Source organism: Nocardiopsis oceani, from assembly GCF_054777395.1.
The window spans coordinates 59,070-82,032 of the sequence record NZ_BAAHAR010000028.1; the positions used below are offsets into that span (position 1 = coordinate 59,070).

Genomic DNA, 22,963 nt, shown 5'->3' on the forward strand with positions numbered 1-22,963 from the left:
GTCAGGCCTTTCTCCGCGTCGTGAGCCACAACTGGACGGCGGCGATGACGAGGACCAGCGCCAGGAAGAGGTAGGAGACGGCCGCGCTGTACCCGAACCGGTAGCCGGTGAACCCGACGTCGTAGATGTAGAGCAGCAGCGAACGGGTCGAGTCGCCCGGCCCGCCCATGGTCAGGAGGTAGATCTGGTCGAAGACCTTCAACGAGGCCAGGACCTGCAAGAGCAGTACGACCACGGTGATGTTGCGCAGCTGGGGGACGATGACGTACCGCAGCCGGGCCCACGCGCCGGCGCCGTCCAGCGCCGCGGCCTCGTACAGGTGGTCCGGGATCGACTGGAGCGCGGCCAGGTACAGCAGGAAGTTGAAGCCGACGGTCCACCACACCGTGGTGAGGGCCACCGACCACATGGCCACGCCGTCGTCGGTCAGCCAGCCCAGCCCCTCCGCCCCGAGGGCTCTGAGCGCCTCGTTGAACAGGCCGAAGTCCTCGATGAAAAGGAAGTCCCACACCAGGGCGACGGTGGCCACCGGCAGCAGGAACGGCATGAAGAACGACAGGCGCCACACCCACTGCCCGGGCAGCCCGGTGTGCACCAGGACCGCCATGGCCAAGGCGACCACGACCAAGGGGACCGTGGTGATCACGGTGAAGAAGACCGTGTTGCCCAGCGTCCGCCACACCATCGGATCGCCGAGCGCCTCGGCGTAGTTCTCCAGACCGACGAAGGCCCCTCCGGCACCGTTGAGCGCGATGTCGGTGAAGCTCATCCACAGGCCGCTGAGCAGCGGCCACACCAGGAAGGCCGCGTACACGGCGAGGAAGGGCAGCAGGAAGGTCAGACTTGAGTCCGAGGCGCGCTGCCAGACCCTGCGCAAGAGGCCGGGCGCGGGCTCCGGGGCGCTGCCGTCCGCACGGGGGCGGGTGGTGGTGTCGGCGGGCGCGCTCATGAGGGTCCCCCTTCCGAGGGATTGGTTCTCGCCACCCAGGAGTCCAGTGCATCGCCGAGCTGGTCGACGGCGGCTTCGGGCCCCGCACCGGTGAGCGCGGTGCGCAGCGCCTCGCTCGTGTCCGTCTGGAACTGGGAACCCGCACCCGCGAACCAGACCTCCGGGTCGAGGACCGGCGCTTCACCCGCGGCCGCGTAGTCGGACTGCGGGGTGAGCGCCTGGTACTCGGCAGACTCCGCGATCGGGGTGTAGGCGGGCACGTGTCCTGCCTCGCCCCAGGTCAGGCTGTTGCGCACCATGAGGGCCACGAACTCGTGGGCGGCGCGCACCCGCTCGGGGTCGGGGTCGCTCTGCCGGGGCAGCACGAAGGCGTGGGAGTCGGCGTAGCTGCCGGGCTGCTCGAAGAGGGTGGGGAACGGTGCGGCGCCCAAGTTCTCGACGCTGTCCATCAGGTAGGGCAGTTCCCACTCGCCCACGATGATCATGCCGGACCGTCCGGAGCTGAAGCCCGCGAGAGCGCTCTGGTACGACTGGGTCGCCTCCGAGGTCTCGCCGTCGAGGAGCTCGGCGAGGAAGGTGTACACCCGCAGCGCCGCGTCGCGGTCGAACTCCGCTGGCCCGCCCTCGGGCAGGCTCATCTCCGCCCCGGTCTGGTCGTACAGGCTCCAGAACAGCCGCCACCCCTGGGCGTCGTCGTTGACGTGGCCGAAGGAGACGCCGCTGCCGCCGCCCGCTTCGGCGAGCGCCCGCGAGGCCTCGATGAACTCCTCGGGGGAGGAGAGCTCGCGCAGTTTGCCCTCGGAGTCGAGTAGTCCCGCCTGGTCGGCCATCTCCGTGTCGTAGAAGAGGATCACGGGGTGGGTGTCCAGGGGGACCGCGTAGGCGGCGCCGTCGTGGATGCCGCGCTCCCACAGGTCGGGCACGAAGTCCTCGGGGGTGACGCCGAACTCGGCCAGCAGGTCCAGGTCGAAGGGGTCGAGCAGCCCGCCGGGGGCGTACCCGGGGAGCCGGGACAGGTGCATGATCGCGCTCTCGGGCGCGCGCCCGCCGACGGAGGCCACCGCCAGCTTGGTGTAGTAGGGCGGGCCCCAGGCCAGGGTGCTGGGGGTGACGCTCAAATGGGGTGCTTGTTCCCGCACGTCGGCGAGCATGCTCTCCAAACGGGCGCCGTCACCGCCTTGGAACAGGCTCCAGAAGCGCACTTCGGTGGAGTCGCCCGTGCTGCCGGGGGTACAGCCCAGGACCGAGCCGCTCAGGGCGGCCGCACCGGCCCCGAGGAGCACCTGGCGCCGGGTCAGGGGGGATACGGATCTGGTGGATTTCCTGGATCCTCCGGGTGAAGGGGACATCGACGACCTCCTCGGTCGACTCGGCGCGCTGGGGCGCCGTGGGGGGGTGACCGCTGGGGCGGCCGGGTGTTTCTCAGGGGCCCGCCGGGCCTCAGTAGCTTCAGGCGGGCCGGGGCCGACGGGGCGCCAACGGCCTCAGGCGGACCGGGGGCCGTCCTTCTCGAACGCGGCGGTCCGCCGCTGGGCAGCGGCGACACGAACCGTGTCGAGCTTCTCGCTCCGGTCGAACCGGTAGATGCCGTTGCGTTCCTGGAACACGTCGGTGAGCTGGGTGTAGCAGTAGCCGAACATGTTCGGGTCGTCGAGCAGCACGCCGGTCAGGCCTTCGAAACGGGTGTGGAACTCCTCCGGAGTGCCCGGGTCGCTGCCGTAGCCCCAGGAATCGGAGCCGGAGGCCGTGTCGGGGTCCCAGCGGATGCCGCCGAACTCGCTGCAGAAGTAGGGCTGCCCGCGGTAGGGCACCGACCAGGGGCCGCCGCCGTCGCCGAGGTTGACGTAGGGGGAGTCCTCGTCCAGGCCGCGCATCTGCTCCCGGAACGCCTCGGGGTCCTGCTCGTAGCTGTGCGAGTCGTAGACGTCGGTCTCGGGAACACGGTGGGAGTACCCGGAGGCGTCGACCACGGGGCGCGAGGGGTCGAGTGCCTTGGTGGCCAGGAACATCGCCCGGGTCACGTCGTCGAGCACGGTGACGCGGTCGTGCAGCTGCTGGAAGGTCTCGTTGAGGGGGCACCATCCGACGATGCTGGGGTGGGAGTAGTCGCGTTCCACGGCCTCCAGCCACTGCGTCACGTAGGAGGGACCGGGCCGCTGGTTGTCCTGTGCGGCCGGGCCCGCGTCACCGCAGCCCCAGTCGCCGAACTCGCCCCACACCAGGTAGCCGAGCCGGTCGGCGTGGTACAGGAAGCGCTCCTCGAAGACCTTCTGGTGCAGGCGTGCGCCGTTGAAACCGGCCCTCTGCCCCAGCTCGATGTCGCGCACGAGCGAAGCGTCGTCGGGCGCGGTCATCAGCCCGTCGGGGTAGTAGCCCTGGTCGAGGACGAGCCGCTGGAAGACGCGCTCACCGTTGATCAGTACGGCCTTGCCCTGGACGGATACCGAGCGCAGCCCCGCGTACGACTCCGCGCTGTCCACGATCGATCCGTCGGAGTCGAGAAGCTCCAGGCGCAGTGTGTACAGGTGGGGGTCCCGCGGCGACCACGCCCGGCGTCGGCTCTCCGGGACGGTGAGGATGGCGTGTGGTGCGGCGTCGAGGTCGGCTCGCGCTTCGGCCGCCGCGACCTCCCCGTCCCCGTCGCCGAGTACGGCGCGTACGCGCAGCCCTTCCCTCAGCCCGGACAGGGGCATCCGCACGTGGAAGACCCCGTTGGCCAGGTCGGGGGTGACGCGTGGGCGCCGCAGGTGCGTCTCGGGGACCGGTTCCATCCACACGGTCTGCCAGATCCCGGTGGTGCGCGTGTAGTGGCATCCGGAGTTGCCGTACCAGGTGGACTGCTTTCCCCGCGCCTGCGGGCCGTGGCGGGTGTCGCGTGCGCGCACCACCACGACGGCTTCCCCTCCGGGTTCGGCGACGCCGTGCAGGTCGGCGGTGAAGGGGGTGAATCCGCCGCGGTGGCGTGCGACCTCGACGCCGTTGACCCACACGGTGGTGTCGTGGTCGACGGCCTGGAAGTGCAGCAGGGTGCGTTGCCCGGCCCAGGAGCGGGGGATACGCACGGTGCGCCGGTACCAGACCGCTTCCATGAAGTCGGTGTCCCGCACGCCGGAGAGTTCCGATTCCGGGCAGAAGGGGACGGTGATGCTGCCGGACAGGTCCGCGTCGCGCAGCCCCCGTTCCAGACCGCTGTCGGCCCGGTCGATCTCGAACTGCCAGGTGCCGTTCAGGCACAGCCATTCGGTGCGGGTGAACTGCGGTCGGGGGTACTCGGGGCGCGGGGTCTCGGAGCGCTGGTTCGCGGTGGTCCCGTCGCCGGGCGTCATGGGCGTCTGCACGTGGTTTCCCCTCGTCGAAGGTGACAGCCGACGGTGTGAGCAGGGTCACTAGGGGCCCATATGAGCACATTCTTACATCGATGTAAATACCGTGGACCGCTGGCTGTGGTGCGAAGTGTGGGTGTCGCGGGGAGAGTGTTTTCCAACGTGAGTAACGACCCGGGTCAAGCTCGGGGGTGGGCCCGGGCAGGGCGGGGTGTGCTGCGCGCCGGGGTCAGGGTCCGGAAGCGGTCCGGGGGGTGTACGACGTGAAGTGCCGGGTCTTCGTGTACCACCGCGCCAGAAACTTCTCAAAAGACCGATTTCGTCCTTCAGGGTTCTGAGGTAATAAAACATGCCATGTCATTACATAGGATATTTTAAATAGTGCGCGAAAGCGGTTTTTGTGCTGGCGGGAGCGGGTGCGTGCCAAGAATGACCCCACTCTTCACGTGCGTGGGCTAACGTGAAATCCAACCGCCTTGGAAACCCCCTTCTCCGGGCTTCCGGGTTGATTTCCCCTGCCCGCGCCACGGGCCGGTGGGACGGCAACGGCTCCTCCAGCCGCACGCCTCCGTTCGCACGCACGCCGCGAGGAATCCAACCATGGCAGCACACCTGTCCGACCGGAAACGCAGCCGCCTGCGCCCCGGACAACAGGCTCTCGTCGCACTCCTGGTCGCCTCCGCGCTGACCGCCCCCGCCTGGTCCTGGACGGTGATCGAGAGCCCAGACGCGTCCCGCCCGGCCATCGCCGTGATCGGCGGCGTCTCCGGGATCCTGTTGTGCGCCGCACTGGCTCTGGCGGCCTACCACGCTGCCGCAGCACGCAACGCCCGAGACCACGGGACCCGGGTCAGCGGCGGCGCACGCACCCTGGAAGCTGAGGCGGGCTGGGTGGTGGACGTACTCCTGCCCGCCGTCGCCCACGCCACCCGGGAGGGGCGATCGGTCCAGGAGGTGCTCGACGAGCACCTCCGGCCCACCCACCCGACCGTCGACCGGCTCGCCCGCGCCGTCACCACCCAGGTCGCCAGCGCCGAACGCCGCGCCGCCGAAGACCGCGCCACCCGCGTGGAAATCGAGGAAGAGGTCACCGACCTGGCCGACGCGGGGCTGCCCCGGATCATCCACCGGATCCACGAGGACCGCCCCACCGCCGCCGAATCCCTGAACCGCGAGTTCCACGACATCCACGAACCCGTTGCCCACCTGCGCGGGCGCATCCTGGACGAGATCCTGGCCGCCGAACGCCGCACCGCCACCGCCCTGGTCTCGGCCGCCTCCTCAGGCGCACGGATCCAGGCACACCTGACCACCCTGCTCGCCCAACTACGCGAACTCCAGGACCGCTACGGCGACCGGTCCGACATCTTCAGCGATCTCCTGCTGGTCGACCACAACGTCTCCCGGACCGGCCGCCTCGCCGACGCGTTCGTCGTCTTGGCCCATGGCCGCTCCGGGCGGCGCTGGACCCGCCCCATCATCATGGAGAGCATCCTGCGCGGCGCGATGGGACGGATCACCGCCTACCGGCGTGTGCGCCTGCACTTCACCAGCCGGGTGGCGGTGGTCGGGTACGCGGCCGAGGGCGTCATGCAGGCACTGGCCGAGCTCATGGACAACGCCGCCAACTTCTCCGCGCACGGGACCGACGTCCACGTCTACGTCGAGGAGGAGGACACCGGGGTCGCCATCACCGTCGAGGACAGCGGTCTGGGCATGCGCCACCGTGAGCGCAGGGTCGCCGAGAGCGTGATCACCGAACCGCGCGACCTGTCCACCCTCCCCGGCAGTAAGACGGGCCTGGCCGTCGTGGGCTGTCTGGCCGACAAGTACGGCCTCACGGTGAGCTTCCGCCCCTCGGCCAGGGGAGGCATCGGTGTGGTCGTCCTCATCCCGCCCAACCTGCTCACCGAGCCCCGGATGCCCAAGCGCCGACCTCGAGCAGCCAGTGATTCCTCTGCCGTCGGGGTTTTTTCAGGGGCTGTCGCCGGGGTGCCCGCGTCGTCGGGGGAGGCTCTGGCCGTGACCGGTGAAACCGCGCCTCCTGCCGTGACCGGTGAGTCCGGGGTCCCGGCAGCGGCCGATGCGTCCGCGGCCGTGGCGCCGACCGACGATCACCGTCCGCCCCTGCCCCGGCGCGACGGAACCCGGACCGCCACGGGGCCCCATCAGAACCCCGGCCTTCCAGCTGACGCGGGCGTCCAAGTCACCTCAGGTGGCGGTACCCATGGCAACGACGGCGGTGACGAGACCGCCACCGGTGAGGGCAGCTCCAGCGGCACCGTCAAGAAGCCCGTCAACCTCCCCCGGCGCCGCCGCGGCCACACCCTGGCCGAGGCGGTCCGGGAGAACCCCGAACAGCTCTTCCCCACGAAGCGCACTCCCCTCGCATCCCGCGCGCGGGAGCAGGCCCCCACCCGGTTCGCCGCCTTCCGGGACCCCCGTGGGGAACCCGAGGAGAGCTCCGGGGAGAGCGATTGACGGATACGGCCTTGCCCGCGCACAGACGGACACCTGACCGAAGAGGAACGGAGGGAGGGGCACCAGGACGTTCCGAGTCCGGATTGCTGCCCCGAGATCGATGACCACAACGGACCCCAGCCTCGACTGGCTACTGGAGAACCTGCGACACAGGGCACCGGGTATCCGGCACGTCCTCGTGTTGTCCAGGGACGGACTCAAGATGTGCCACACCGCCGAACTGGGCGTGGACCGGGCCGACCAGCTCGCCGCGATCTGCGCCGGGGTCCAGAGCCTGTCGCTGAGCGCCTCCGCCGAGTTCGGCGACGGAACCGGCGCCGGACAGGCCATGCTCGAGTACGGCGGCGGACTCCTGCTCATCATCGGCGCCGGAGAAGGAGCCCACCTTGCCGTCGTCGCCGGATACGAGGCCGACGTCGGCCAGGTCGGCCACCGTATGAACGAGCTGGTCGACCAGATCGGGGGCCACCTGACGGCCGCTCCCCGACGCGGCGGCCCCGGGACGGACCAGTCTCGATGAGCGCGGATCCCCTGAACCGAGAGGAACCGGACCGGTTGTACACGGTCACCGGCGGCCGTGGCGGAACTGACGAGTCCTCCCTCGACTCGGTCGCCCTCGTCGTGGCCGAGTCCGATCCCGCGTCGAGCATGCAGTCCGAGCACGCCGACATCCTCCGGCAGTGCACCCGTCCGACGGCCGTGGTGGAGATCTCCGCCGAACTCGGGCTCCCGGTGAGCGTCGTGCGGATCCTCCTCGTCGACCTGCTGGACACCGGGGCGGTGAGCGCCCGGCATCCCGTGCCCTCCACCCCCGAGGAGGGGCCACGACACGACCCCGACACCCTGAAGCAGGTGCTCCTTGCCCTCCAACGCCTCTGAACAGACGACCCGGATGGCCGCGGCGACTGCGACGGCCGGGGCGGCCACGGGGCGGCCTCCCCTCGCCAGCACCGCGAGCAGCGCGCTCAAGATCGTCATCGTGGGCGGGTTCGGTGTGGGAAAGACGACCATGGTCGGTTCGGTCAGCGAAATGCGCCCGCTGAGCACCGAGGAGGTCATGACCCAAGCCAGCGCGGAGACCGACGACCTCACCGCGGTCCGGGACAAACGCACCACGACCGCCGCCTTCGACTTCGGTCGGATCACGGTGGACGCCACCCGTGTCCTCTACCTCTTCGGAGCACCCGGCCAGAAGCGCTTCTGGTTCCTGTGGGAGCAGCTCTTCACCGGAAGCCTCGGCGCGGTCGTCCTGGTCGACACCGACAGGGTGGAGGACTCCTGGTACGCCATCGACCGCCTTGAACACCACCGGACACCGTTCCTCGTGGCGGTCAACCGTTTCGGTCCCGGCCCCAGCCTGGAAGAGGTCCGGGGCGCCTTGGACCTGTCCAACGACGTCCCCCTGCTGGAGTGCGACGCGCGCCGCCGCGAGTCCAGCCGCGACATCCTCATCGCCCTCGTCCACCACTTGGCCAGGCGCCGTCCGCCGGGGTCTGCGGGTGGGGAACCGGCCGCGAGTGAGTCGGCCGCAGGCGAGTCGACGGCGGCCCAGCCCCTGCCCACGAAGGAGTCACCTTGAACAGCACCTCGGGAGCCCAGGGGCCGGTCGCGGCCGACGGGGCGCTCCGCCCGCACCGAGATTCGGGGCCCGCGCCCGCGCCCCTGTCGCCGGACCACCGGCAGGCCATGCGCTTCTACGGTCCCGACATCGCCAGGGACCCGGTGTCCCTGTACGAGGAGATGCGGCGCCTCTACGGCCCGGTCGCCCCCATCCTGCTCGACGGCGACATCCCCGCGTGGTTCGTGCTCGGCTACCGGGAACTGCACCACGTCACCGGCAGGCCGGAGTGGTTCGCCCGCGACTGCCGCCGCTGGAACATGTGGGACCACATCGACGACGCCTGGCCGCTGATGCCGTACGTCATGTGGACCCCTTCGGTGATGTTCGCCGAGGGTGCCGAGCACCAGAGGCGGGCCGGGGCGATCGGCGACGCCCTCGACGCCATCGACCGCGCAGACCTGCGGCTGCTGTGCCAGCAGGTCGCAGACGGGCTCATCGACCAGTTCGCCGGGGACGGACAGGCCGACCTGGTCAGCCAGTACGCCCACCAGATCCCGGCGGGCGTCATCGCCCGCCTCTACGGGTTGTCGGGGCAGGAGGTCCCCGGCATGGTCCGGGACAACCTCATATCGCTGGACGTCACGGCCGAAGCCGCCGCGGCCCACCAGCGGGTGCAGGCCACGATGCGGCGGATCGTCACCGAGCGCAGGGCCCACCCGCGCGACGACGTCCCCTCCCGGCTGCTCCTCCACCCGGCCGGGCTCACCGACGACGAGGTGGTCATCGACCTTCTCGTCATCATGTCGGCCGCCCAGGCACCGACCGGCAACTGGATCGGCAACACGCTCCGCCTCATGCTCCTCGACGACGGGTTCTCCCTCACCCTGCAGGGCGGGCGCAGCAGCTCCGGTGAAGCGCTCAACGAGGTCCTCTGGAAGAACACCCCCACCCAGAACTTCATCGGCCGGTGGGCGGTCCAGTCTTGTGAACTGGGTGGTCGGCTGATCCAGCAGGGCGACCTGTTGGTGCTGGGGCTGGCCGCGGCCAACTGCGACCCGAGGCTGAACACCGGGGACCTCGGTATCCACGCCACCAATCAGGCCCAGATGTCGTTCGGCCACGGCGAGCACGGATGCCCGTTCCCCGCCCCGGAGGTCGCGGAGCTGATCGCCCGCACGGCGGTGGAGTCGTTGTTGGACCGGTTGCCGGACGTACGGATGGGTGTGGAACCGGAGCAGTTGAGGTGGCGGCCGTCGGTCTGGATGCGCGGGTTGTTCGAGCTGCCCGCGCGGTTCAGCCCGATTGTCGTGTAGGGGTTGAGGTCCCAGGCGCCGGACCCCAAACCCCCAAGACCCCAGGCCTCCGAGTCAGGGTGCGCTGCGCGGTCGGGGGACCGGGGTGAACACCAATGGCAGCTCGCGCAGGCCCCGGGTGAACAGACCCTGCTCGATCAGCTCGGTGCCCTCGGCCAGTCGCATGTCCGGCATGGCGTCGAGCAGGTCGTCGACCGCCACCCGGACCTCGGCCTCGGCCAACAGAGCGCCGACGCAGAAGTGCCGGCCCAACGCGAAGGAGAGGTGTTCGGCCGCGGCGGAGAACGACGTGGTGCCGGAGAGCTCCTCGCGGAACAGGTCGAAGCTCTCGGGGTGCGAGAAGCGAGCGGGGTCCCGGTTGGCCGCCCCGATCAGGCAGGTGACCGTCGAACCGGCGGGAACCCGGCCGCCCGCGATCTCCACGTCGCGCACGGGCTGACGCATGATCATCTGCACGGGCGGAGTGAAGCGCAACGACTCGGCGAGGGCACGGGGCACGAGGGAGCGGTCGGCGCGCACCGCGTCGAGCTGCTCGGGGTGCGCGAGGAGGTTCGCGAACAGGCCGGCCAGGGCCTTGTCGGTGGTCTCCCCTCCGGCGGCCAGGAGGAGGCTGACGAACGCCTTGATCTCCTCGTCGGTCATCCGGGTACCGTCCACCTCCGCGAGGCAGAGGGTCGAGAGGAGGTCGTCGCCGGGGTTCTCGCGGCGCTCACGGATGATCGGGAGCATGTAGGCCGCGAGCTCCTCGCTCGTGCGCAGACCGGCGGCGTTGATCTCCGGGTCCTGCGTGAGGTTGCCGAGGAAGGCGATGATCGCGGTGTACCAGTCGTGGAAGCGGTCGTGGTCGGACTGGTCCAAACCGAGCATGTCCACGATGACGTTGATCGGGAACCGGGTCGCGTACTGGGAGACGAGGTCCACGCGGCCGTCGAGCCGGAAGGATTCCACCAACGCCCGGCTGTTCCGTTCGATCACGGGCTGGAAGCGTTCGCGCAGGTCCCGGCCTCGGAAGGCGGGAGCGACGAGGGCGCGGCGCACGGCGTGGTCGCGGCCGTCGAGTTGGAGGATGGTGCGCCCGTGGACCGGTTCCAGCTGCCAGCTGTAGTTGTCCGTGGAGAAGTCCCCGTCCTTGAAGGCGCGGCGTACGTCCGCGTACCTGGAGACGACGTAGCTTCCGGTGGGCTCGTGCCAGTGCAGCGGGTCGTGCTCGCGGAGGAGTTGGTAGGCGGGGTAGGGGTCGGCGAGGAACTCGGGTGAGAGCAGATCCGGGATGTCGTGGGCGGTGGTCACACGATCACGCTCCTGGTCGAGGGCCGCAGAGCGGGGGCCTTAACGCACGGTGCCCCCACTGAACGTCAGGAGGCCCACAGTAGGTAGGCGCCCCCTCACAATCCACCCCCAGGTCAAATATCCAGCAGAATCAAAGCGAAAAGGGTGATACGTCCGCTTTTTCTTGTCCGGAAGTCCGTGCCCGGGAAGGAATTCGGGCGTCCGTGGAGGTAGCCGCCGCGACTCAGGACCCTTGGCGGTTCCCGGCTTCCTCGGACTGGGCCTCCTCGGCGATGCGCTCGAACTGGGCTCCCATAGCCTCGGCGAGGGCGGTGGCGGCGGACAAAGGGCGGACCATGACCACGAAGTCATCGATCAGGCCCTCCTCGTTCGTGTGGAGGAAGTCGCAGCCGTTGATCTGTCTGTCGCCGACCCGGGCCTCGAAGACCAGGGCGTGGTCGCGGCCGTCGGCACTGGTGATTTCTCGGACGTAGCGGAAGTCGGTGAAGACCCGGCTGACCCCGCGGAGGATCGCTGCGGTGACGGCCCGGCCCGGGTAGGGCTTGAAGGCGACCGGGCTGGTGAACGCCACGTCCTCGGCGAGCAGGGCGTGGATGGCATTGTGATCGTCGGCCTCGACGGCCTTGCGGAAGGCGTGCACGGTGCCCCTTGTAGTCAATTTGTTGAATAGGTGTCTGGAAGAGTAGCACCGCTGCCGGGGCCCGTCCAGGCTTCGCCGAGCCCGGCTGTCGAGTGACTGTGACTGCCCGATGGCGGTGTGTTCCCTCGGCGCATGTGCCAGTGCTATCCGGAAACCAGTGCCAGAGCGCACAGGTTGAGGTTGTCGGGTTGCCTGGCACAATTCACAAACTCGATCGGAGCACTCACCTCAGCCACCAAGCATTGAAGTACAGCCCTGGGAACAGGACCACGGGACCTCACTGGACCGGGGCTCGTCCGCGCGTCCTTCGCCATTGCGGGAATAGTGGAATCCTTGACTAGTCGCGGCCGCGCTTAATCACCTGAGTGCTACGTTGGCTGGATGGCACTGAGAGAAGCGCTCCTGGCGGCACTTCTGGAGGGGGAAGCCTCCGGTTACGACCTGGCCAAACGGTTCGACGCCGGGGTGGCGAACTTCTGGTCCGCGACCCCGCAGCAGCTCTACCGGGAACTGGAGCGCTTGGAGGCCGAAGGGCTCCTCGACGCCCGGGTGGTGGAACAGCAGCGCAGGCCCAACAAGCGGCTGTTCCGGCTCACCGGTGCGGGGAAGGAGGCGCTGTGCGCTTTCGGCCGCGAACCTGCACGTCCCACGGCGATCCGTGACGATCTGCTGGTCAAGCTCCAGGCCGTTGACGAAACTGACGTGGGCGCGGTAATCAGCGCCATCGAGCAGCGCATGGAGTTGAGTCGGGTCAAGCTTGAACGTTATGACCGCATCGCTGCGCGCATGCTCGACGGCCTCGACGAGGAGCAGTACCTGCGGGAGGCTGAACGGGTCGGCCCCTACCTCACTCTCCAGCGCGGACGCTCCCACGAGCAGGAGAACCTGCGTTGGGGCGCCGCTACCCTCGCCATCTTGGAACGGCGCGTGCTACTGGACTGAGGTGGCCCCAGGAGCGGGGTGGCACAGCAGGCGCCAGGGTGAGTCGGGAAGGGTGTGCCCGGTGCCGGGCAGGGTGGTGCACAGGGTTCCGGAGGGGCGGTGCGGGGTGTTGGAGGTGATGACTCTGTGCTCGGCGTTCAGGAGGACGACTTCGTAGTCCAGGCTGATGAGTACGGGTAGCAGGCGGGATTCCAGGTGGGCGGCGAGTATGTCGGCTCCTACTACGCCGAGGAAGCTCTCTTGCGAGTACACGGGGAGGGTGAAGGTGAGGATGTAGCTGTCGGTGCCGCCGAAGTCCACGTGGGGGCCGGTGATGTGGCGGCGGCCCGTTGTGCGGGGTTCACGGAACCATTCGGCGCAGGCGTAGTCGTAGAAGTCGAGTCTCTCGGGGTTGAGGTCGACGTCGAGGAAGTCCGGGTCGGGTCGGCCGGACCACCATTCGAGCCTGCGGGGCTGGTCGGCGAGGAGGCCGGGGGCGATGATGGCGCCCGCGCCGATGACGAGATCTTGGCTGCTGAGCCAGCTGACCACTCTGGGGCGGATGCTGGCCAGGTCCTTGCAGGTCAGCTGTTGGTCGGCGGAGCGGTGGCACGTGACGAGGTCCTGCCGGAGGGACTCCAGCGGGGTGAAGACGTCCTCGATGATCTCGGCGATCCAGGTGACGATGTCAGCGGGATGGGAGTCGGCGGGCTGAGGCGCGGTCATCGGGCTCCCTCCCTCGGGCGTGGTCCACCTTCCTTTTTCATAGCTCCGGACCGGCGGAAACACCACCCCTTGTAGGTCAGCTTCTGGCTTTGACCAGGTTGAAGTGGATGGCGATGAGCCCTTGGGTGAGCGCTTCGACGTGTTGTTCGGTGAGTTCGCGGGCGCGTGTGCCGTCGTGGGCCTCGATGGCGTCGGTGACCGCTTGGTGGGTGTCCACAGTTTCCCGGTGGGTGCGGGCCGTGTGGTTCGGGACCCAGGCGAGCGCTCCGACTTCGGCTTGGACGTCGAATTCCTGGGTGGTCAGGCGCACGGACTGGGCTGTGGCGGCGACCTCGATGTGGAAGCGGCCGGCGAGCCGTTGCTGGGTGCCGGGGGCGCTGGCCTCGGCGAGGCGGCACGCGATGTCTCGGAGCCGTGAGACGTGGTCCGCGGAGGCACGTTCGGCTGCCAGGCGCGCGGCGGTCCCCGAGATGGCGGCGTGGTAGTCGCCGAGCTCGCGCAGGTCGGAGGTGGCCATCTCCAGGAGGCGGGCCAAGGCGCGGTCCGCGAGGATCTCGGCGGAGGCGCGGGCGAAGCTGCCGCCGCCGCGGCCCCTGCGGGTCTCGACGAGTCCTTGGCCGCGCAGGCTGGAGAGTGCGTCGCGCAGGGTCACGGTGGACACGTTGAGCGCGGTGGCCATGTCCGACTCTGAGGGCAGCTGCTCGCCGTCGGCGATCAAGCCCAGGGAGATCGCCTTGGCGAGCCTGCGGGCTACCGCCTCGCCGCGTCCCGTGCCGTCGTCGAGCGGGGCGAAGACTACTCGTCGGGCGGATGTGGAGAGTCGGCTCACCAGACCAGCTTTCTTCTCGTGGTGGAGATATCCAGTCTGCCTTGAAGGTCGTGTGATGCGGGACACACATGGGTAGTGAACCTGTGAAATATAAAGTCATAGGTTTTAACCAGCCGGGAGTCCCCATGGTTGACCCTCACTCTGGTCCGCACACACCCGGCGCCCAGCCGCTGCCGATGATCCCGGTTGAGGACGTCGTGGTGCCCGAGCCCCGTTCAGCCGAACGAGACGAGAGGACACGGGAGTTCGTCGAGGAGTGGCGCGACGCCTCCTACAACTGTTTCTCCTCCGGGCACAAATTCTGCCGGGAGGTCTGCCCGGTCATGCAGGTCACGCGCAACGAGTCGTGGACCCCGACCGCCTTCCACGCCAATGTCGTGGCGATGGAGAAGGGCGAGATGGACGTCGCCGACATCGCCTCGGACTACGTGAACTGCACCCAGTGCGGCGCTTGTGAGCTGCGCTGTCCCAACACCCTCTTCACCGGGGACTTCTACCGGTTCCGCACCCGGACCGTGGACGTGGTCAAGGCGGTGCGCGCTTTCGCGGTGGAGAGCGGTGTACACCAGCCCGCGTGGCGGACCTGGAACCAGCGCACCGACGAGCGCACACATGAACCCGTCCTCGGCGACAACGCCGTCAGCCAGGAGCGCGTACGCGACTGGGCCGACGGCCTCGACCTGCCGATCGGCGGCGAGACCATCCTCTTCGTCGACTGCGAGGCCGCTTTCTACCGGACCTCGGTGCCGCGGGCCGCCGCGCAGCTGCTGCAAGCGGCGGGCGTGGAGTTCGGGCTGATGGGGGAGCAGTGGTGCTGCGGCGGCCCCGCCGCTGAGATGGGTTACCGGGAGCAGGCCCAGCGCTTCGCCCGGCACAACCTGGACGACTGGCGCGCCCACGGGGTCAAGCGGGTGCTTGTCCTGGACCCGCACGACTACATCACCTTCACGGAGGACTACCCGGCCTACTTCGGCGAGGAGTACGACATCGAAGTCGTCCTGCTCGTGGAGCTGCTCGCCGAACTGCTCCGGAACGGCCGGTTGACGCCCACCGTGCCGATCGAGCGCAGCATCACGTACCACGACCCCTGCCGGCTCAACAAGCGCAAGGGCGTGTGGGCCGAGCCCCGCGAGATCCTTCGCTCCATCCCCGGTCTGGAGTTCAACGACGTCGACCGGGTGACCCAGTGGTCCTACTGCTCCGGAGGCGGGGGAGGACTCCCGGTGGAGAAACCCGAGCTGACCGCGGCGATCAGCGCCCGGAGGCTGGACCAGGCCGCCGAACTGGAGGTCGACACCCTCGTCAGCGCCTGCCCGTGGTCGGAGCGCCCGCTGGGCGAGGCCGGACGGGAGCGCGATATCGACGTGGTCGACATCCACGAGCTGCTCGCCGAATCCGTCGGTATCACCGTCGGCGGCAGCCGCGGGGGAGGCGACTCATGAGCATCATGACCGAGGAGACCCTCGCACCCGTCATCGAGGCCCTGCACCGGGTCCTACGCGACGACCAGGTCCTCACCGGCCGACCCGACCGGTTCAACCGGGCCAGGGTTCCGGCGCCCTTCCCGGTCCACCGCTGGGCCGAACGCCTGCCCGACCTCGCCGTCCTGCCGGAGAGCACCGAGGACGTCGCCGAGGTCGTCAAGATAGCCAACCACTTCCGCATCCCCGTCGTGCCGAGGGACGGCGGCACCGGGCTGACCGACGGCGCCGTGCCCGCGCGCGGGGGCATCGTCATCGACGTCAAGCGGATGAACGGCATCCACGAGATCGACCTGGAGAACCGCACCTGCACCGTGGGCACCGGCATCAGCATGCTCAAGCTCAACGAGGAGCTCGCCCAGTACGGACTGATCTACCCCGACGACCCCGCGTCCTACCCGTGCTCCCTGGTCGGCGGCCGGATCGGTACGAGCGGCTGGTCGCTGATCGGGTCGCGCTACGGACACACCCGCGACCTCGTGCTCAGCTTCGACCACGTGCTCCCCACGGGTGAGGTCATGCACGTGGGCGACGGGGTGGGCGGCAAGATCAGCAAGAGCTCCAGCGGCTACCACCTCAAACACCTGTTCATGGGCCACCAGGGCACACTCGGGGTCGCGACCAGGGCCACCTTGAAACTCCACCCGAAACCCGAGGCGGAGTTCTCGCCGTTCTTCGCCTTCAGCGACTACGACAGCGCCTACAAGTGTGTCGGCGCCCTGGCCCGTTCGGGGGTCGGCACCTTCGCTGGAGCGGTCCTGTTCGACGAGTGGAAGGTCGCCTACCTGCGCCGCGACGACGAGGCCTACATCCCGCAACCCGCCGACGTCCGTGCTTTGGCGTGCGGAGTGCTCTACGGGAACGAGGACGAGGTACGCGTCGGCGCACGCCGACTGATGCGCATCGCCCGCGACCACGGCGCCCGCTACCTCGGTGACGAGATCTCCGAGGGCGACTGGGCGGCCCGCCACGACCGCTACGCCACGCCCCTGCACGGGCGCACCCGCTCGGGCCAGGTCATCCCGATGAGCTGGCACTGCGAGGACGCCGCCGTCAACTACACGAATCTGCCCCAGGTCACGCGGGAGTGGCACGCCATCATCGCCGGGCTGCGTTCGCGCACCGACGTCTTCGACGACTGGGGCACCTTCTGCTACACCAGCGGCCCCACCGGCGTCGACTACCTCACCGAGATCGACGTGGGCATCTGGGAGCAGCAACTCAACGACCGGGCCTGGGAGATGTGGGTCAAGGCCAAGCGGGACATCGCCGCCGTCGCGCTCCGGTACGGCGGATCCATCAGCGCCTGCCACGGGTCCTGCCGCGAGGGCGAGGTCGACCTGGTCCCCGAAGAACTGGGGCGCGGGTTCGACGTGATGCTCGACGTCAAACGCTCCCTGGACCCCAACAACATCATGAACCCCGGCAAGTACCTGCTGGACCGGGCCTACACCGACCAGGGAGGTCACCGATGAGCGCGGAGAACGGGGCGGCCCGGCCGTTCCGGTACGCCGAACAGTTCACGCCGCCCGAGGCCGAGCGGGCCAGCGAGGTCGCCGTCACCCGGTTCGAGGACCTCTTCGAGGTCGCCCCGCGGCTGATGGACGAGTGGGTGGTGCAGCAGACCTTCCCCAACTGGGACACGCTGCGGATCATGCGGGCCCGCGGCGACCACTTGGAGTGGATGCACCGCCACTTCGCCGGAACCGTCGTGTCCGGCTCAGAGGTCCTGGCCGAGATCGACGAGTGACCGCGGGCCCAAAGAAGGGCAGACGAGGAGGAACCGATGCCGGGAGAACCCCAGATACTGGAGAACTTCGTCGGCGGGGCCCCGCGCCCCGCGGTGGGGGAGCGCACCTACGACCTGGTCGACCCGGTCACCGAGGAGGTCTTCGCACGCGCACCGCTGTCCGGGCCAGAGGATGTGGACGTGGCCGTGCGGATCGCGGCGGAGGCATTCGACCGGTGGCGGGACAGCACACCGGCCGAACGCCAGCTCGCCCTGTTCCGGATCGCGGAGGACATCGAGCGGCGCGCGGAGGAGTTCGTGCGCGCGGAGTCGCGCAACACCGGCAAACCCGTCGGCCTCACCCTTGAGGAAGAGATCCCGATGGTCCTGGACGCCGTCCGGTTCTTCGCCGGGGCCGCCCGCAACCTGGAGGGGCGCTCCGTCGGCGAGTACATGGCCGGATTCACGTCCTGGGTCCGCCGCGAGCCTGTGGGGGTATGCGCCCAGGTCACACCGTGGAACTACCCGATGCTGATGGCGGTGTGGAAGTGGGCCCCCGCGATCGCCGCGGGCAACACGGTGGTGCTCAAACCCTCCGACACCACACCCCTGTCCACCCTGCTCAGCGCCGAGGTCATGGCCGAGCACCTCCCGCCGGGCGTGTTCAACGTGGTCTGCGGAGACCGCGACACGGGCCGGGAGCTGGTGGCCCACCCCGTGCCGGAGATGGTGTCCATCACCGGCAGCGTCCGCGCGGGCCGGGAGGTCGCCCAGGCCGCGGGGGCCGACCTCAAACGCACCCACCTGGAACTGGGCGGCAAGGCGCCGGTGATCGTGTTCGACGACGCCGACCCGGCCGCGGCCGCGGAGGCGATCGCGGAGGCCGGTTTCTTCAACGCCGGGCAGGACTGCACCGCGGCCACCCGGATCCTGGCCGGGCCCGGTGTGCACGACGACTTCCTCGGTGAGCTCGCCGAACAGGCAAAGCAGACCCGGACCGGGCCGCCGGACCAGGACGTCGCGTACGGGCCGCTGAACAACGCCGCGCAGTTCCAGCGGGTCTCGGGGTTCGTGGACCGCCTGCCCGGTCACGCCGAGGTGCTGGCGGGCGGACGGCGGGCCCGCGACCCCGGCTACTTCTACGACCCCACCGTCGTGGGCGGACTGCTCCAGGACGACGAGATCATCCAGAACGAGGTGTTCGGGCCGGTCATCACGGTGCAGCGGTTCAGTGACGAGGACCAGGCGGTGGCCTGGGCCAACGGGGTCGACTACGGTCTCGCCTCCAGTGTCTGGACCCGGGACCACGGGCGCGCGCTGCGCGTCTCGCGCCGACTCGACTTCGGCTGTGTGTGGATCAACTGCCACATCCCGCTGATCGCCGAAATGCCGCACGGCGGCTTCAAGAACTCGGGGCACGGCAAGGACCTGTCCCAGTACGGATTCGAGGACTACACCCGCGTGAAGCACGTCATGAGCAGCCTGGACGGCTAGGAACGAGCTTCAGCGCCCGGATGCCCCGGGAGGGCGAACGCTATGAGATTCAGCTACGTGATGCTTCCCGACTACCCGCTGACCGACTCGTTGGAATCGATCCGGCTCGCCGACGAACTGGGCTTCTACGCCTGTTACGCGGCCGACGAGACCTGGCACAAGGACCTGTGGCTGCTGTTCGCCGCGGCCGCGGGCCAGACCGACAGCATCCGCTTCGGGCCGAGTGTGTCCTCGGTGGTGCTGCGCGAGCCCACCCTGATCGCGCAGGCCGTGGCGACGCTGGACGAACTCTCCGGCGGGCGCGCGGAGGCCGTGCTCTCCAGCGGAAACTTCGGGCTGCTCGCCCAGTACGGTATCGACTGGGCCCGCAACCGCCCGCTCTCCCGGGTCAAGGAAGGGCTGGGGGTGATGCGCACCTTCCTCGACGAAGGGACCATCACCTTCGACGGCGACTTCTTCACCTACAACGGGCTGTTCACCTTCGCGCGCCCGGTGCAGGACCGCGTGCCGCTCAAGCTGGGGGCCATGCGCGGGCCGAAGTCCTTCCAGGCCGCGGGGGAGCTGTCCGACGGCTGCCACCACGCCCTGAGCTACACCCGGGAAGCCTACGACTACGCGATCGAGAACATCAGGATCGGTGCCGAGCGCGCCGGAAAGGACTGGAAGGGCCTGGACATCGGCGCCTGGGTGGTCTTCGCGACCGGGCCGGACTCGGCGGCGGCCAAGGACGCGGCGCGCAGCATGGTGGGTATCTACGCCTCGTCGATGCCCGAGGAGCAACTGCGCCGCAACGGGGTCGAACCGGCCGAGGTCAAGCCCATCATCGACGCCATCGGTGCCGGAGACCTGGCCCGGGGGATCGAGCTGACCACACCCGACCTCGCAGAGCGCCTGTCGGTGGCCGGAACACCGGAGGAGTGCGCGGCCAAGCTCGCCGACGACATCGCCCCGAGCGGGGTCAACCACATGATCCTGGCCGTCACGGACCGGGCTCTGGTCAAGGCCTTCACCGGCCGCGACCTGGAGGGTGCTGCGGACGTCAACACCCAGCTGCGCCTGGTGCACGACCAGATCATGCCCCGGTTCGCCTGAGCCGGTCGCGTCGCGGCTTGACCGGTGCCCCGGCAGCCTTCCGCCGGGGCACCGCTGATGGGATGGGTGGTGCCCGCCGTTCCTCGGCGGCGGGCGCCCGGTAGCCTCGTCGCTGGTCAACCGTGGACTGAGCGGGAGTGATCTCGTGCGGCCGCGAGCCCCGAACAACTGGAAGGCAGCCCCATGAGCGAGGACCTGTCCGTGCACATCGACGGCCACGTCGGTGTCCTGGAGATCCGCCGCCCGCCACACAACCACTTCGACCTCGAGGTCCTCACGGAACTGGCCGACACGGCCGAGGAACTCGCGGGTTCGAAGGGTTGCCGGGCCTTGGTCCTGTGTTCGGAGGGCAAGAACTTCTGCGCCGGGGTGGACTTCGCCGCAGGCGGGGTCGGCGAGCAGCCGGTTCGGACCCTCAGCGCCATCTATGGGCAAGGGCTGCGCCTGTTCTCCCTGCCGGTACCCGTGGTCGCCGCGGTGCAGGGCGCGGCCGTGGGCGGAGGACTCGGACTGGCGTGCGCGGCGGACTTCCGGGTCGCTGCGCCCTCCTCGCGGTTCCACGCCAACTTCGGGCTCCTGGGCCTGCACCAGGGGTTCGGTCTGACCGCCTCCCTGCCCCGTATCGTCGGCCAGCAGAAGGCCGCCGACATGCTCTACACCGCTCGGAGGGTCACCGGAGCCGAAGCCCACGCGGCGGGCCTGGCCGACCTGCTGGTGGGGGAGGACCACATCCGCGCGGAAGCCGTGGGCTACGCACGCGAGATCGCCGCCTCCGCCCCGCTGGCGGTGCGTTCGATGAAGGGGACGATGCGCGCCGACCTGCTGGCGGCCCTCCCCGCGGCTCTGGAGCGGGAGGTCGTCGAACAGACCAAGCTGCTCGGCACCAAGGACAACGAGGCCGGGGTCACCTCCTCCCTCGACCGCACCAAGCCGACCTTCACGGGGGAGTGACCCGGGCGCGGGGGACGATGTCGGCCCCGACCTGGGCCTGGACGGGGGCCGACACGGCGACCACTGACCGCCGTGCTGGGGCGACCGCGGCGCGGCTGCTCAGACGTTGAGTTCGCCGTCGATCTTGCGGAGCTTGTGGCGGGCCAGCGCCAGGTTGCCGCGCTGGCGGTCCAGGGCCATGTACAGGAAGAGCGAACCGCTGCTCTGCTCCAGCAGGCGGATGATGTGGTACTGCTCGCCCAGGGTGATGAGGATGTCCTCGACCCGGTCGTCCAGGCCGATCATCCCCAGGGCTCGGACCTTGGCGCGGACCACTTCGGTGTTGGCGGCGGCCGCGACCTCGAGGTCGAACCCCTGCCCACCGCCGGAGGCATCCAGGCACATGCCGCTCTCGTAGTCGACGAGGGCGGCACCGATGGCCCCCTCGACGCTCAGGGCTTCCTTGACGGCGGTTTCGGTGTTCATGCAAGGCTTCCTATCGGTGCCGGGGGTTCGGGTGCTTTGATGACCTAAGTCCACAAAAAGTACCTAACGCAATAGATCAACCGTAAGTGCAAGCTTGATGCTCCCGGTGATTGTTATGCGGGGGTTTGCCGCTAGACGGCTTTTGCCCTATATATTGCGATCCGGGAATTTGCGGGCTGTGCCTCGGGGAGGACTGTGTCAAGGCTTGTGGAGGCGGTGGAGAACGTCCTGGAATGTGCGGGCTCACGTGAGGTGATGCTGGTGGACCGGGCCACGGGGCACGTATTCGCGGGGGCTGGGGAACGGTCGCTCCTGCTTCCCGCGGGGAGCGTTAGTGAGGCCTACCAAATGGCGCAGGAGGCACAACTGGCCGGAAGTGGCCACGGCCATGCGGAGGCCGAGAGCATCGTGGTGACCACCGCAGAACACCACTATGTCGTCCGTCCGGTACCCGTTCCCGGTGGCGGCACGGACGGGCCGCTGTTGAGCGTGGTCTTCGACCGGTCCCGCACCAACCTGGTCCTGGTCCGGCGCGAACTCGACCGGCGGGCGGGGGCCCTGCTGGTATGAATTCCCACCAAGCCGGACCGGCCCTGTTCGGGGGACTGGCTGCGGACATGCGCGGACTCCACCAAGAGTCCTTCACCGGTGCGCTGCTCGTGTTCGGCCCGCCCGACACCACGCTCCACTTCCGCGACGGCCTACTGGTCGCGGCCCAGACCCCGGGCGCCCCCGGTCCCGACACGCTCCTGATCCGCTCAGGGTCCGTGCCCGGCCGGACCTGGGCGCCGGTCCGCGAACACGCGCTCACCACGGGCGACCTCGGAGCCGAACTCCTCAACGCCGGACACGTCAGCGGTGCGCTGCTGGAACTCACCCTGGTCCGGGCCCTCCTCGACGGCGTCTTCGCGCTCGGCCTGAGCCCGTCCAACCGCGGCGGCGAGGTCCGGCCCGGCGCCCCACCGCCCCCACTGTTCCTCGCCGAGGGCAGGGAACCCGGCTGGGCCGTGCAGGAGGCCGCGCGGCGCCACGGCGCCATCGACCGGCTGTGGGGGCCACCCGCCGACCTGGCCCGGCTGCGCCCGGTGGCGGCCGCGCCCCCGGAGAAGGCGTCCTCCGCCGCCCACCGGGACCTCTTGGCCCGTGCCGACGGGCGCCGGACCCCGCGCGACCTCGCCTTCGTGCAGGGGCGCGATGTGAGCGGGGTGATGACCGACCTGGCCCGGCTGGCCGCCAGGGGCCTGGTGGACACCGGGACGCGCCGGTCCGAAGGGGTCCTCACCCGCCGCCTGCCCGAGAGGAAGCGGACCGCCCCGGAAACCGGGCCGCTCACCAAACGGCGGCCCGGTACCAGCGGTATGCGTCCCGCGCCCCGGGCGGACAGCGCTCTGTCCCCGAAGCTGGCCGCCCGCCTGAGCGCGTCACTGAGAAACCCCGGCGGCGGTGGAGGAGGGGAAGGATGACGCGCGAAGAGGAGCCCGAGGGCCGCGGGCAGGAGCGACCCGCCCTGCCCAAGCGCGCCCCAGCCCCGGTTCGGCGGGGGCCGCGCTCCCGGCCGGGGCGGCTCGGTCCGGACCCGGCCGAACCCGGGCCGATCGCCGCGGTGCGCCGGATGCGGCACCGCAAGGCCCCGTTGGAACGGGTGCGGCGCGCGCTCGAGGAACTGGACGAAGAGGGAGAGCCGCCGCCCCGGGGCGACGGCACAGGAGGGGATTGAG

At 69.6% G+C, this 22,963-nt stretch carries 23 protein-coding genes; 15 read left to right on the forward strand and 8 right to left on the reverse strand.

Features of this window, described 5'->3' with window-relative positions; all coding sequences use genetic code 11:
* Window position 1: 1 nt before the first annotated feature.
* The 3 genes from ACYVDG_RS17865 to ACYVDG_RS17875 form a co-directional block, all read right to left on the reverse strand.
* Window positions 2–949 (reverse strand): carbohydrate ABC transporter permease, encoded by a 948-nt coding sequence (locus ACYVDG_RS17865; RefSeq protein WP_460753753.1) that lies wholly within the window; start codon window positions 947–949, stop codon window positions 2–4.
* Window positions 946–2,298 (reverse strand): extracellular solute-binding protein, encoded by a 1,353-nt coding sequence (locus tag ACYVDG_RS17870; protein ID WP_460753756.1) that lies wholly within the window; start codon window positions 2,296–2,298, stop codon window positions 946–948. The genes ACYVDG_RS17865 and ACYVDG_RS17870 overlap by 4 nt, the downstream gene beginning before the upstream one ends.
* Window positions 2,299–2,433: 135 nt before the next feature.
* Window positions 2,434–4,287 (reverse strand): glycoside hydrolase family 2 protein, encoded by a 1,854-nt coding sequence (locus tag ACYVDG_RS17875; RefSeq protein ID WP_460753759.1) that lies wholly within the window; start codon window positions 4,285–4,287, stop codon window positions 2,434–2,436.
* A 585-nt stretch (window positions 4,288–4,872) separates the two neighbouring features.
* Here ACYVDG_RS17875 and ACYVDG_RS17880 point away from each other — a divergent pair.
* From ACYVDG_RS17880 to ACYVDG_RS17900, 5 genes are all read left to right on the forward strand, one after another.
* Window positions 4,873–6,753 carry a sensor histidine kinase gene (locus ACYVDG_RS17880; protein WP_460753762.1) on the forward strand — a complete coding sequence of 627 codons (1,881 nt, stop codon included), beginning with the start codon at window positions 4,873–4,875 and terminating at the stop codon, window positions 6,751–6,753.
* 100 nt (window positions 6,754–6,853) lie between these two features.
* Window positions 6,854–7,273: a roadblock/LC7 domain-containing protein gene (locus ACYVDG_RS17885; RefSeq protein ID WP_460753767.1), complete on the forward strand. Its 420-nt coding sequence runs from the start codon at window positions 6,854–6,856 to the stop codon at window positions 7,271–7,273.
* Window positions 7,270–7,632 carry a DUF742 domain-containing protein gene (locus ACYVDG_RS17890; protein WP_460753770.1) on the forward strand — a complete coding sequence of 121 codons (363 nt, stop codon included), beginning with the start codon at window positions 7,270–7,272 and terminating at the stop codon, window positions 7,630–7,632. Before ACYVDG_RS17885 ends, ACYVDG_RS17890 begins: the two co-directional genes overlap by 4 nt.
* 13 nt (window positions 7,633–7,645) lie before the next feature.
* Entirely contained in the window at window positions 7,646–8,332 is a 687-nt protein-coding gene (locus ACYVDG_RS17895) for a GTP-binding protein (RefSeq protein ID WP_460753774.1), read from the forward strand.
* On the forward strand, window positions 8,329–9,627 hold the full coding sequence (locus ACYVDG_RS17900; RefSeq protein ID WP_460753777.1) for a cytochrome P450: 1,299 nt from the start codon (window positions 8,329–8,331) through the stop codon (window positions 9,625–9,627). The genes ACYVDG_RS17895 and ACYVDG_RS17900 overlap by 4 nt, the downstream gene beginning before the upstream one ends.
* Before the next feature lie 54 nt (window positions 9,628–9,681).
* On the opposite strand, the gene ACYVDG_RS17905 is transcribed toward ACYVDG_RS17900, so the two are convergent.
* Together ACYVDG_RS17905 and ACYVDG_RS17910 are read right to left on the reverse strand one after the other, a co-directional pair.
* Complete coding sequence (locus ACYVDG_RS17905; RefSeq protein WP_460753780.1) at window positions 9,682–10,917, reverse strand: cytochrome P450; 1,236 nt, start codon at window positions 10,915–10,917, stop codon at window positions 9,682–9,684.
* Window positions 10,918–11,140: 223 nt separating this feature from the next.
* Complete coding sequence (locus ACYVDG_RS17910; protein WP_460753783.1) at window positions 11,141–11,557, reverse strand: nuclear transport factor 2 family protein; 417 nt, start codon at window positions 11,555–11,557, stop codon at window positions 11,141–11,143.
* 381 nt (window positions 11,558–11,938) lie between these two features.
* On the opposite strand from ACYVDG_RS17910, the gene ACYVDG_RS17915 reads away from it, so the two are divergent.
* Complete coding sequence (locus ACYVDG_RS17915; protein WP_460753786.1) at window positions 11,939–12,499, forward strand: PadR family transcriptional regulator; 561 nt, start codon at window positions 11,939–11,941, stop codon at window positions 12,497–12,499.
* Here ACYVDG_RS17915 and ACYVDG_RS17920 read toward each other — a convergent pair.
* Together ACYVDG_RS17920 and ACYVDG_RS17925 are read right to left on the reverse strand one after the other, a co-directional pair.
* A complete protein-coding gene (locus tag ACYVDG_RS17920) occupies window positions 12,488–13,204 on the reverse strand; it encodes a cache domain-containing protein (RefSeq protein ID WP_460753789.1) in 717 nt (238 codons plus the stop codon). The genes ACYVDG_RS17915 and ACYVDG_RS17920 overlap by 12 nt on opposite strands.
* A 76-nt stretch (window positions 13,205–13,280) precedes the next feature.
* A complete protein-coding gene (locus tag ACYVDG_RS17925; RefSeq protein WP_460753792.1) occupies window positions 13,281–14,033 on the reverse strand; it encodes a FadR/GntR family transcriptional regulator in 753 nt (250 codons plus the stop codon).
* A gap of 125 nt (window positions 14,034–14,158) precedes the next feature.
* Between ACYVDG_RS17925 and ACYVDG_RS17930 the strand changes: the two genes are divergently transcribed.
* The 6 genes from ACYVDG_RS17930 to ACYVDG_RS17955 all read left to right on the forward strand — a co-directional run bounded on the left by ACYVDG_RS17930 (window position 14,159) and on the right by ACYVDG_RS17955 (window position 20,780).
* The gene (locus tag ACYVDG_RS17930; protein ID WP_460753795.1) at window positions 14,159–15,475 is read left to right on the forward strand and encodes a (Fe-S)-binding protein; all 1,317 of its coding nucleotides are present in this window, start codon (window positions 14,159–14,161) and stop codon (window positions 15,473–15,475) included.
* Window positions 15,472–16,989, forward strand: a complete 1,518-nt coding sequence (locus ACYVDG_RS17935) for an FAD-binding oxidoreductase (RefSeq protein WP_460753799.1) — start codon at window positions 15,472–15,474, stop codon at window positions 16,987–16,989. The genes ACYVDG_RS17930 and ACYVDG_RS17935 overlap by 4 nt, the downstream gene beginning before the upstream one ends.
* Window positions 16,986–17,264, forward strand: coding sequence for a hypothetical protein (locus ACYVDG_RS17940; protein WP_460753803.1), 279 nt, complete (start codon window positions 16,986–16,988; stop codon window positions 17,262–17,264). The genes ACYVDG_RS17935 and ACYVDG_RS17940 overlap by 4 nt, the downstream gene beginning before the upstream one ends.
* A 36-nt stretch (window positions 17,265–17,300) precedes the next feature.
* Window positions 17,301–18,737 (forward strand): gamma-aminobutyraldehyde dehydrogenase, encoded by a 1,437-nt coding sequence (locus tag ACYVDG_RS17945; RefSeq protein WP_460753808.1) that lies wholly within the window; start codon window positions 17,301–17,303, stop codon window positions 18,735–18,737.
* A gap of 42 nt (window positions 18,738–18,779) precedes the next feature.
* Window positions 18,780–19,829 (forward strand): LLM class flavin-dependent oxidoreductase, encoded by a 1,050-nt coding sequence (locus tag ACYVDG_RS17950; protein WP_460753815.1) that lies wholly within the window; start codon window positions 18,780–18,782, stop codon window positions 19,827–19,829.
* Window positions 19,830–20,012: 183 nt separating this feature from the next.
* On the forward strand, window positions 20,013–20,780 hold the full coding sequence (locus tag ACYVDG_RS17955) for an enoyl-CoA hydratase/isomerase family protein (protein ID WP_460753818.1): 768 nt from the start codon (window positions 20,013–20,015) through the stop codon (window positions 20,778–20,780).
* 99 nt (window positions 20,781–20,879) lie between these two features.
* Here the strand turns inward: ACYVDG_RS17955 and ACYVDG_RS17960 are convergent, their stop codons facing one another.
* On the reverse strand, window positions 20,880–21,245 hold the full coding sequence (locus ACYVDG_RS17960) for a hypothetical protein (protein ID WP_460753821.1): 366 nt from the start codon (window positions 21,243–21,245) through the stop codon (window positions 20,880–20,882).
* A 195-nt stretch (window positions 21,246–21,440) separates the two neighbouring features.
* Here ACYVDG_RS17960 and ACYVDG_RS17965 point away from each other — a divergent pair, with 195 nt between their 5' ends.
* The 3 genes from ACYVDG_RS17965 to ACYVDG_RS17975 are packed head-to-tail and all read left to right on the forward strand — an operon-like array spanning window position 21,441 to window position 22,962.
* Window positions 21,441–21,815, forward strand: a complete 375-nt coding sequence (locus ACYVDG_RS17965; RefSeq protein ID WP_460753825.1) for a hypothetical protein — start codon at window positions 21,441–21,443, stop codon at window positions 21,813–21,815.
* Window positions 21,812–22,708 carry a hypothetical protein gene (locus ACYVDG_RS17970; protein WP_460753828.1) on the forward strand — a complete coding sequence of 299 codons (897 nt, stop codon included), beginning with the start codon at window positions 21,812–21,814 and terminating at the stop codon, window positions 22,706–22,708. The genes ACYVDG_RS17965 and ACYVDG_RS17970 overlap by 4 nt, the downstream gene beginning before the upstream one ends.
* Complete coding sequence (locus ACYVDG_RS17975; protein ID WP_460753831.1) at window positions 22,705–22,962, forward strand: hypothetical protein; 258 nt, start codon at window positions 22,705–22,707, stop codon at window positions 22,960–22,962. The genes ACYVDG_RS17970 and ACYVDG_RS17975 overlap by 4 nt, the downstream gene beginning before the upstream one ends.
* Window position 22,963 lies beyond the last annotated feature (1 nt).

What these genes read in the sequence shown, in the direction of transcription:
- ACYVDG_RS17865 (WP_460753753.1), bottom strand. Translation starts at nt 949, where the DNA reads ATGAGCGCGCCCGCCGACACCACCACCCGCCCCCGTGCGGACGGCAGC.
- ACYVDG_RS17870 (WP_460753756.1), bottom strand. Translation starts at nt 2,298, where the DNA reads ATGTCCCCTTCACCCGGAGGATCCAGGAAATCCACCAGATCCGTATCC.
- ACYVDG_RS17880 (WP_460753762.1), top strand. Translation starts at nt 4,873, where the DNA reads ATGGCAGCACACCTGTCCGACCGGAAACGCAGCCGCCTGCGCCCCGGA.
- ACYVDG_RS17885 (WP_460753767.1), top strand. Translation starts at nt 6,854, where the DNA reads ATGACCACAACGGACCCCAGCCTCGACTGGCTACTGGAGAACCTGCGA.
- ACYVDG_RS17890 (WP_460753770.1), top strand. Translation starts at nt 7,270, where the DNA reads ATGAGCGCGGATCCCCTGAACCGAGAGGAACCGGACCGGTTGTACACG.
- ACYVDG_RS17895 (WP_460753774.1), top strand. Translation starts at nt 7,646, where the DNA reads ATGGCCGCGGCGACTGCGACGGCCGGGGCGGCCACGGGGCGGCCTCCC.
- ACYVDG_RS17915 (WP_460753786.1), top strand. Translation starts at nt 11,939, where the DNA reads ATGGCACTGAGAGAAGCGCTCCTGGCGGCACTTCTGGAGGGGGAAGCC.
- ACYVDG_RS17920 (WP_460753789.1), bottom strand. Translation starts at nt 13,204, where the DNA reads ATGACCGCGCCTCAGCCCGCCGACTCCCATCCCGCTGACATCGTCACC.
- ACYVDG_RS17930 (WP_460753795.1), top strand. Translation starts at nt 14,159, where the DNA reads ATGGTTGACCCTCACTCTGGTCCGCACACACCCGGCGCCCAGCCGCTG.
- ACYVDG_RS17935 (WP_460753799.1), top strand. Translation starts at nt 15,472, where the DNA reads ATGAGCATCATGACCGAGGAGACCCTCGCACCCGTCATCGAGGCCCTG.
- ACYVDG_RS17940 (WP_460753803.1), top strand. Translation starts at nt 16,986, where the DNA reads ATGAGCGCGGAGAACGGGGCGGCCCGGCCGTTCCGGTACGCCGAACAG.
- ACYVDG_RS17945 (WP_460753808.1), top strand. Translation starts at nt 17,301, where the DNA reads ATGCCGGGAGAACCCCAGATACTGGAGAACTTCGTCGGCGGGGCCCCG.
- ACYVDG_RS17950 (WP_460753815.1), top strand. Translation starts at nt 18,780, where the DNA reads ATGAGATTCAGCTACGTGATGCTTCCCGACTACCCGCTGACCGACTCG.
- ACYVDG_RS17955 (WP_460753818.1), top strand. Translation starts at nt 20,013, where the DNA reads ATGAGCGAGGACCTGTCCGTGCACATCGACGGCCACGTCGGTGTCCTG.
- ACYVDG_RS17960 (WP_460753821.1), bottom strand. Translation starts at nt 21,245, where the DNA reads ATGAACACCGAAACCGCCGTCAAGGAAGCCCTGAGCGTCGAGGGGGCC.
- ACYVDG_RS17970 (WP_460753828.1), top strand. Translation starts at nt 21,812, where the DNA reads ATGAATTCCCACCAAGCCGGACCGGCCCTGTTCGGGGGACTGGCTGCG.
- ACYVDG_RS17975 (WP_460753831.1), top strand. Translation starts at nt 22,705, where the DNA reads ATGACGCGCGAAGAGGAGCCCGAGGGCCGCGGGCAGGAGCGACCCGCC.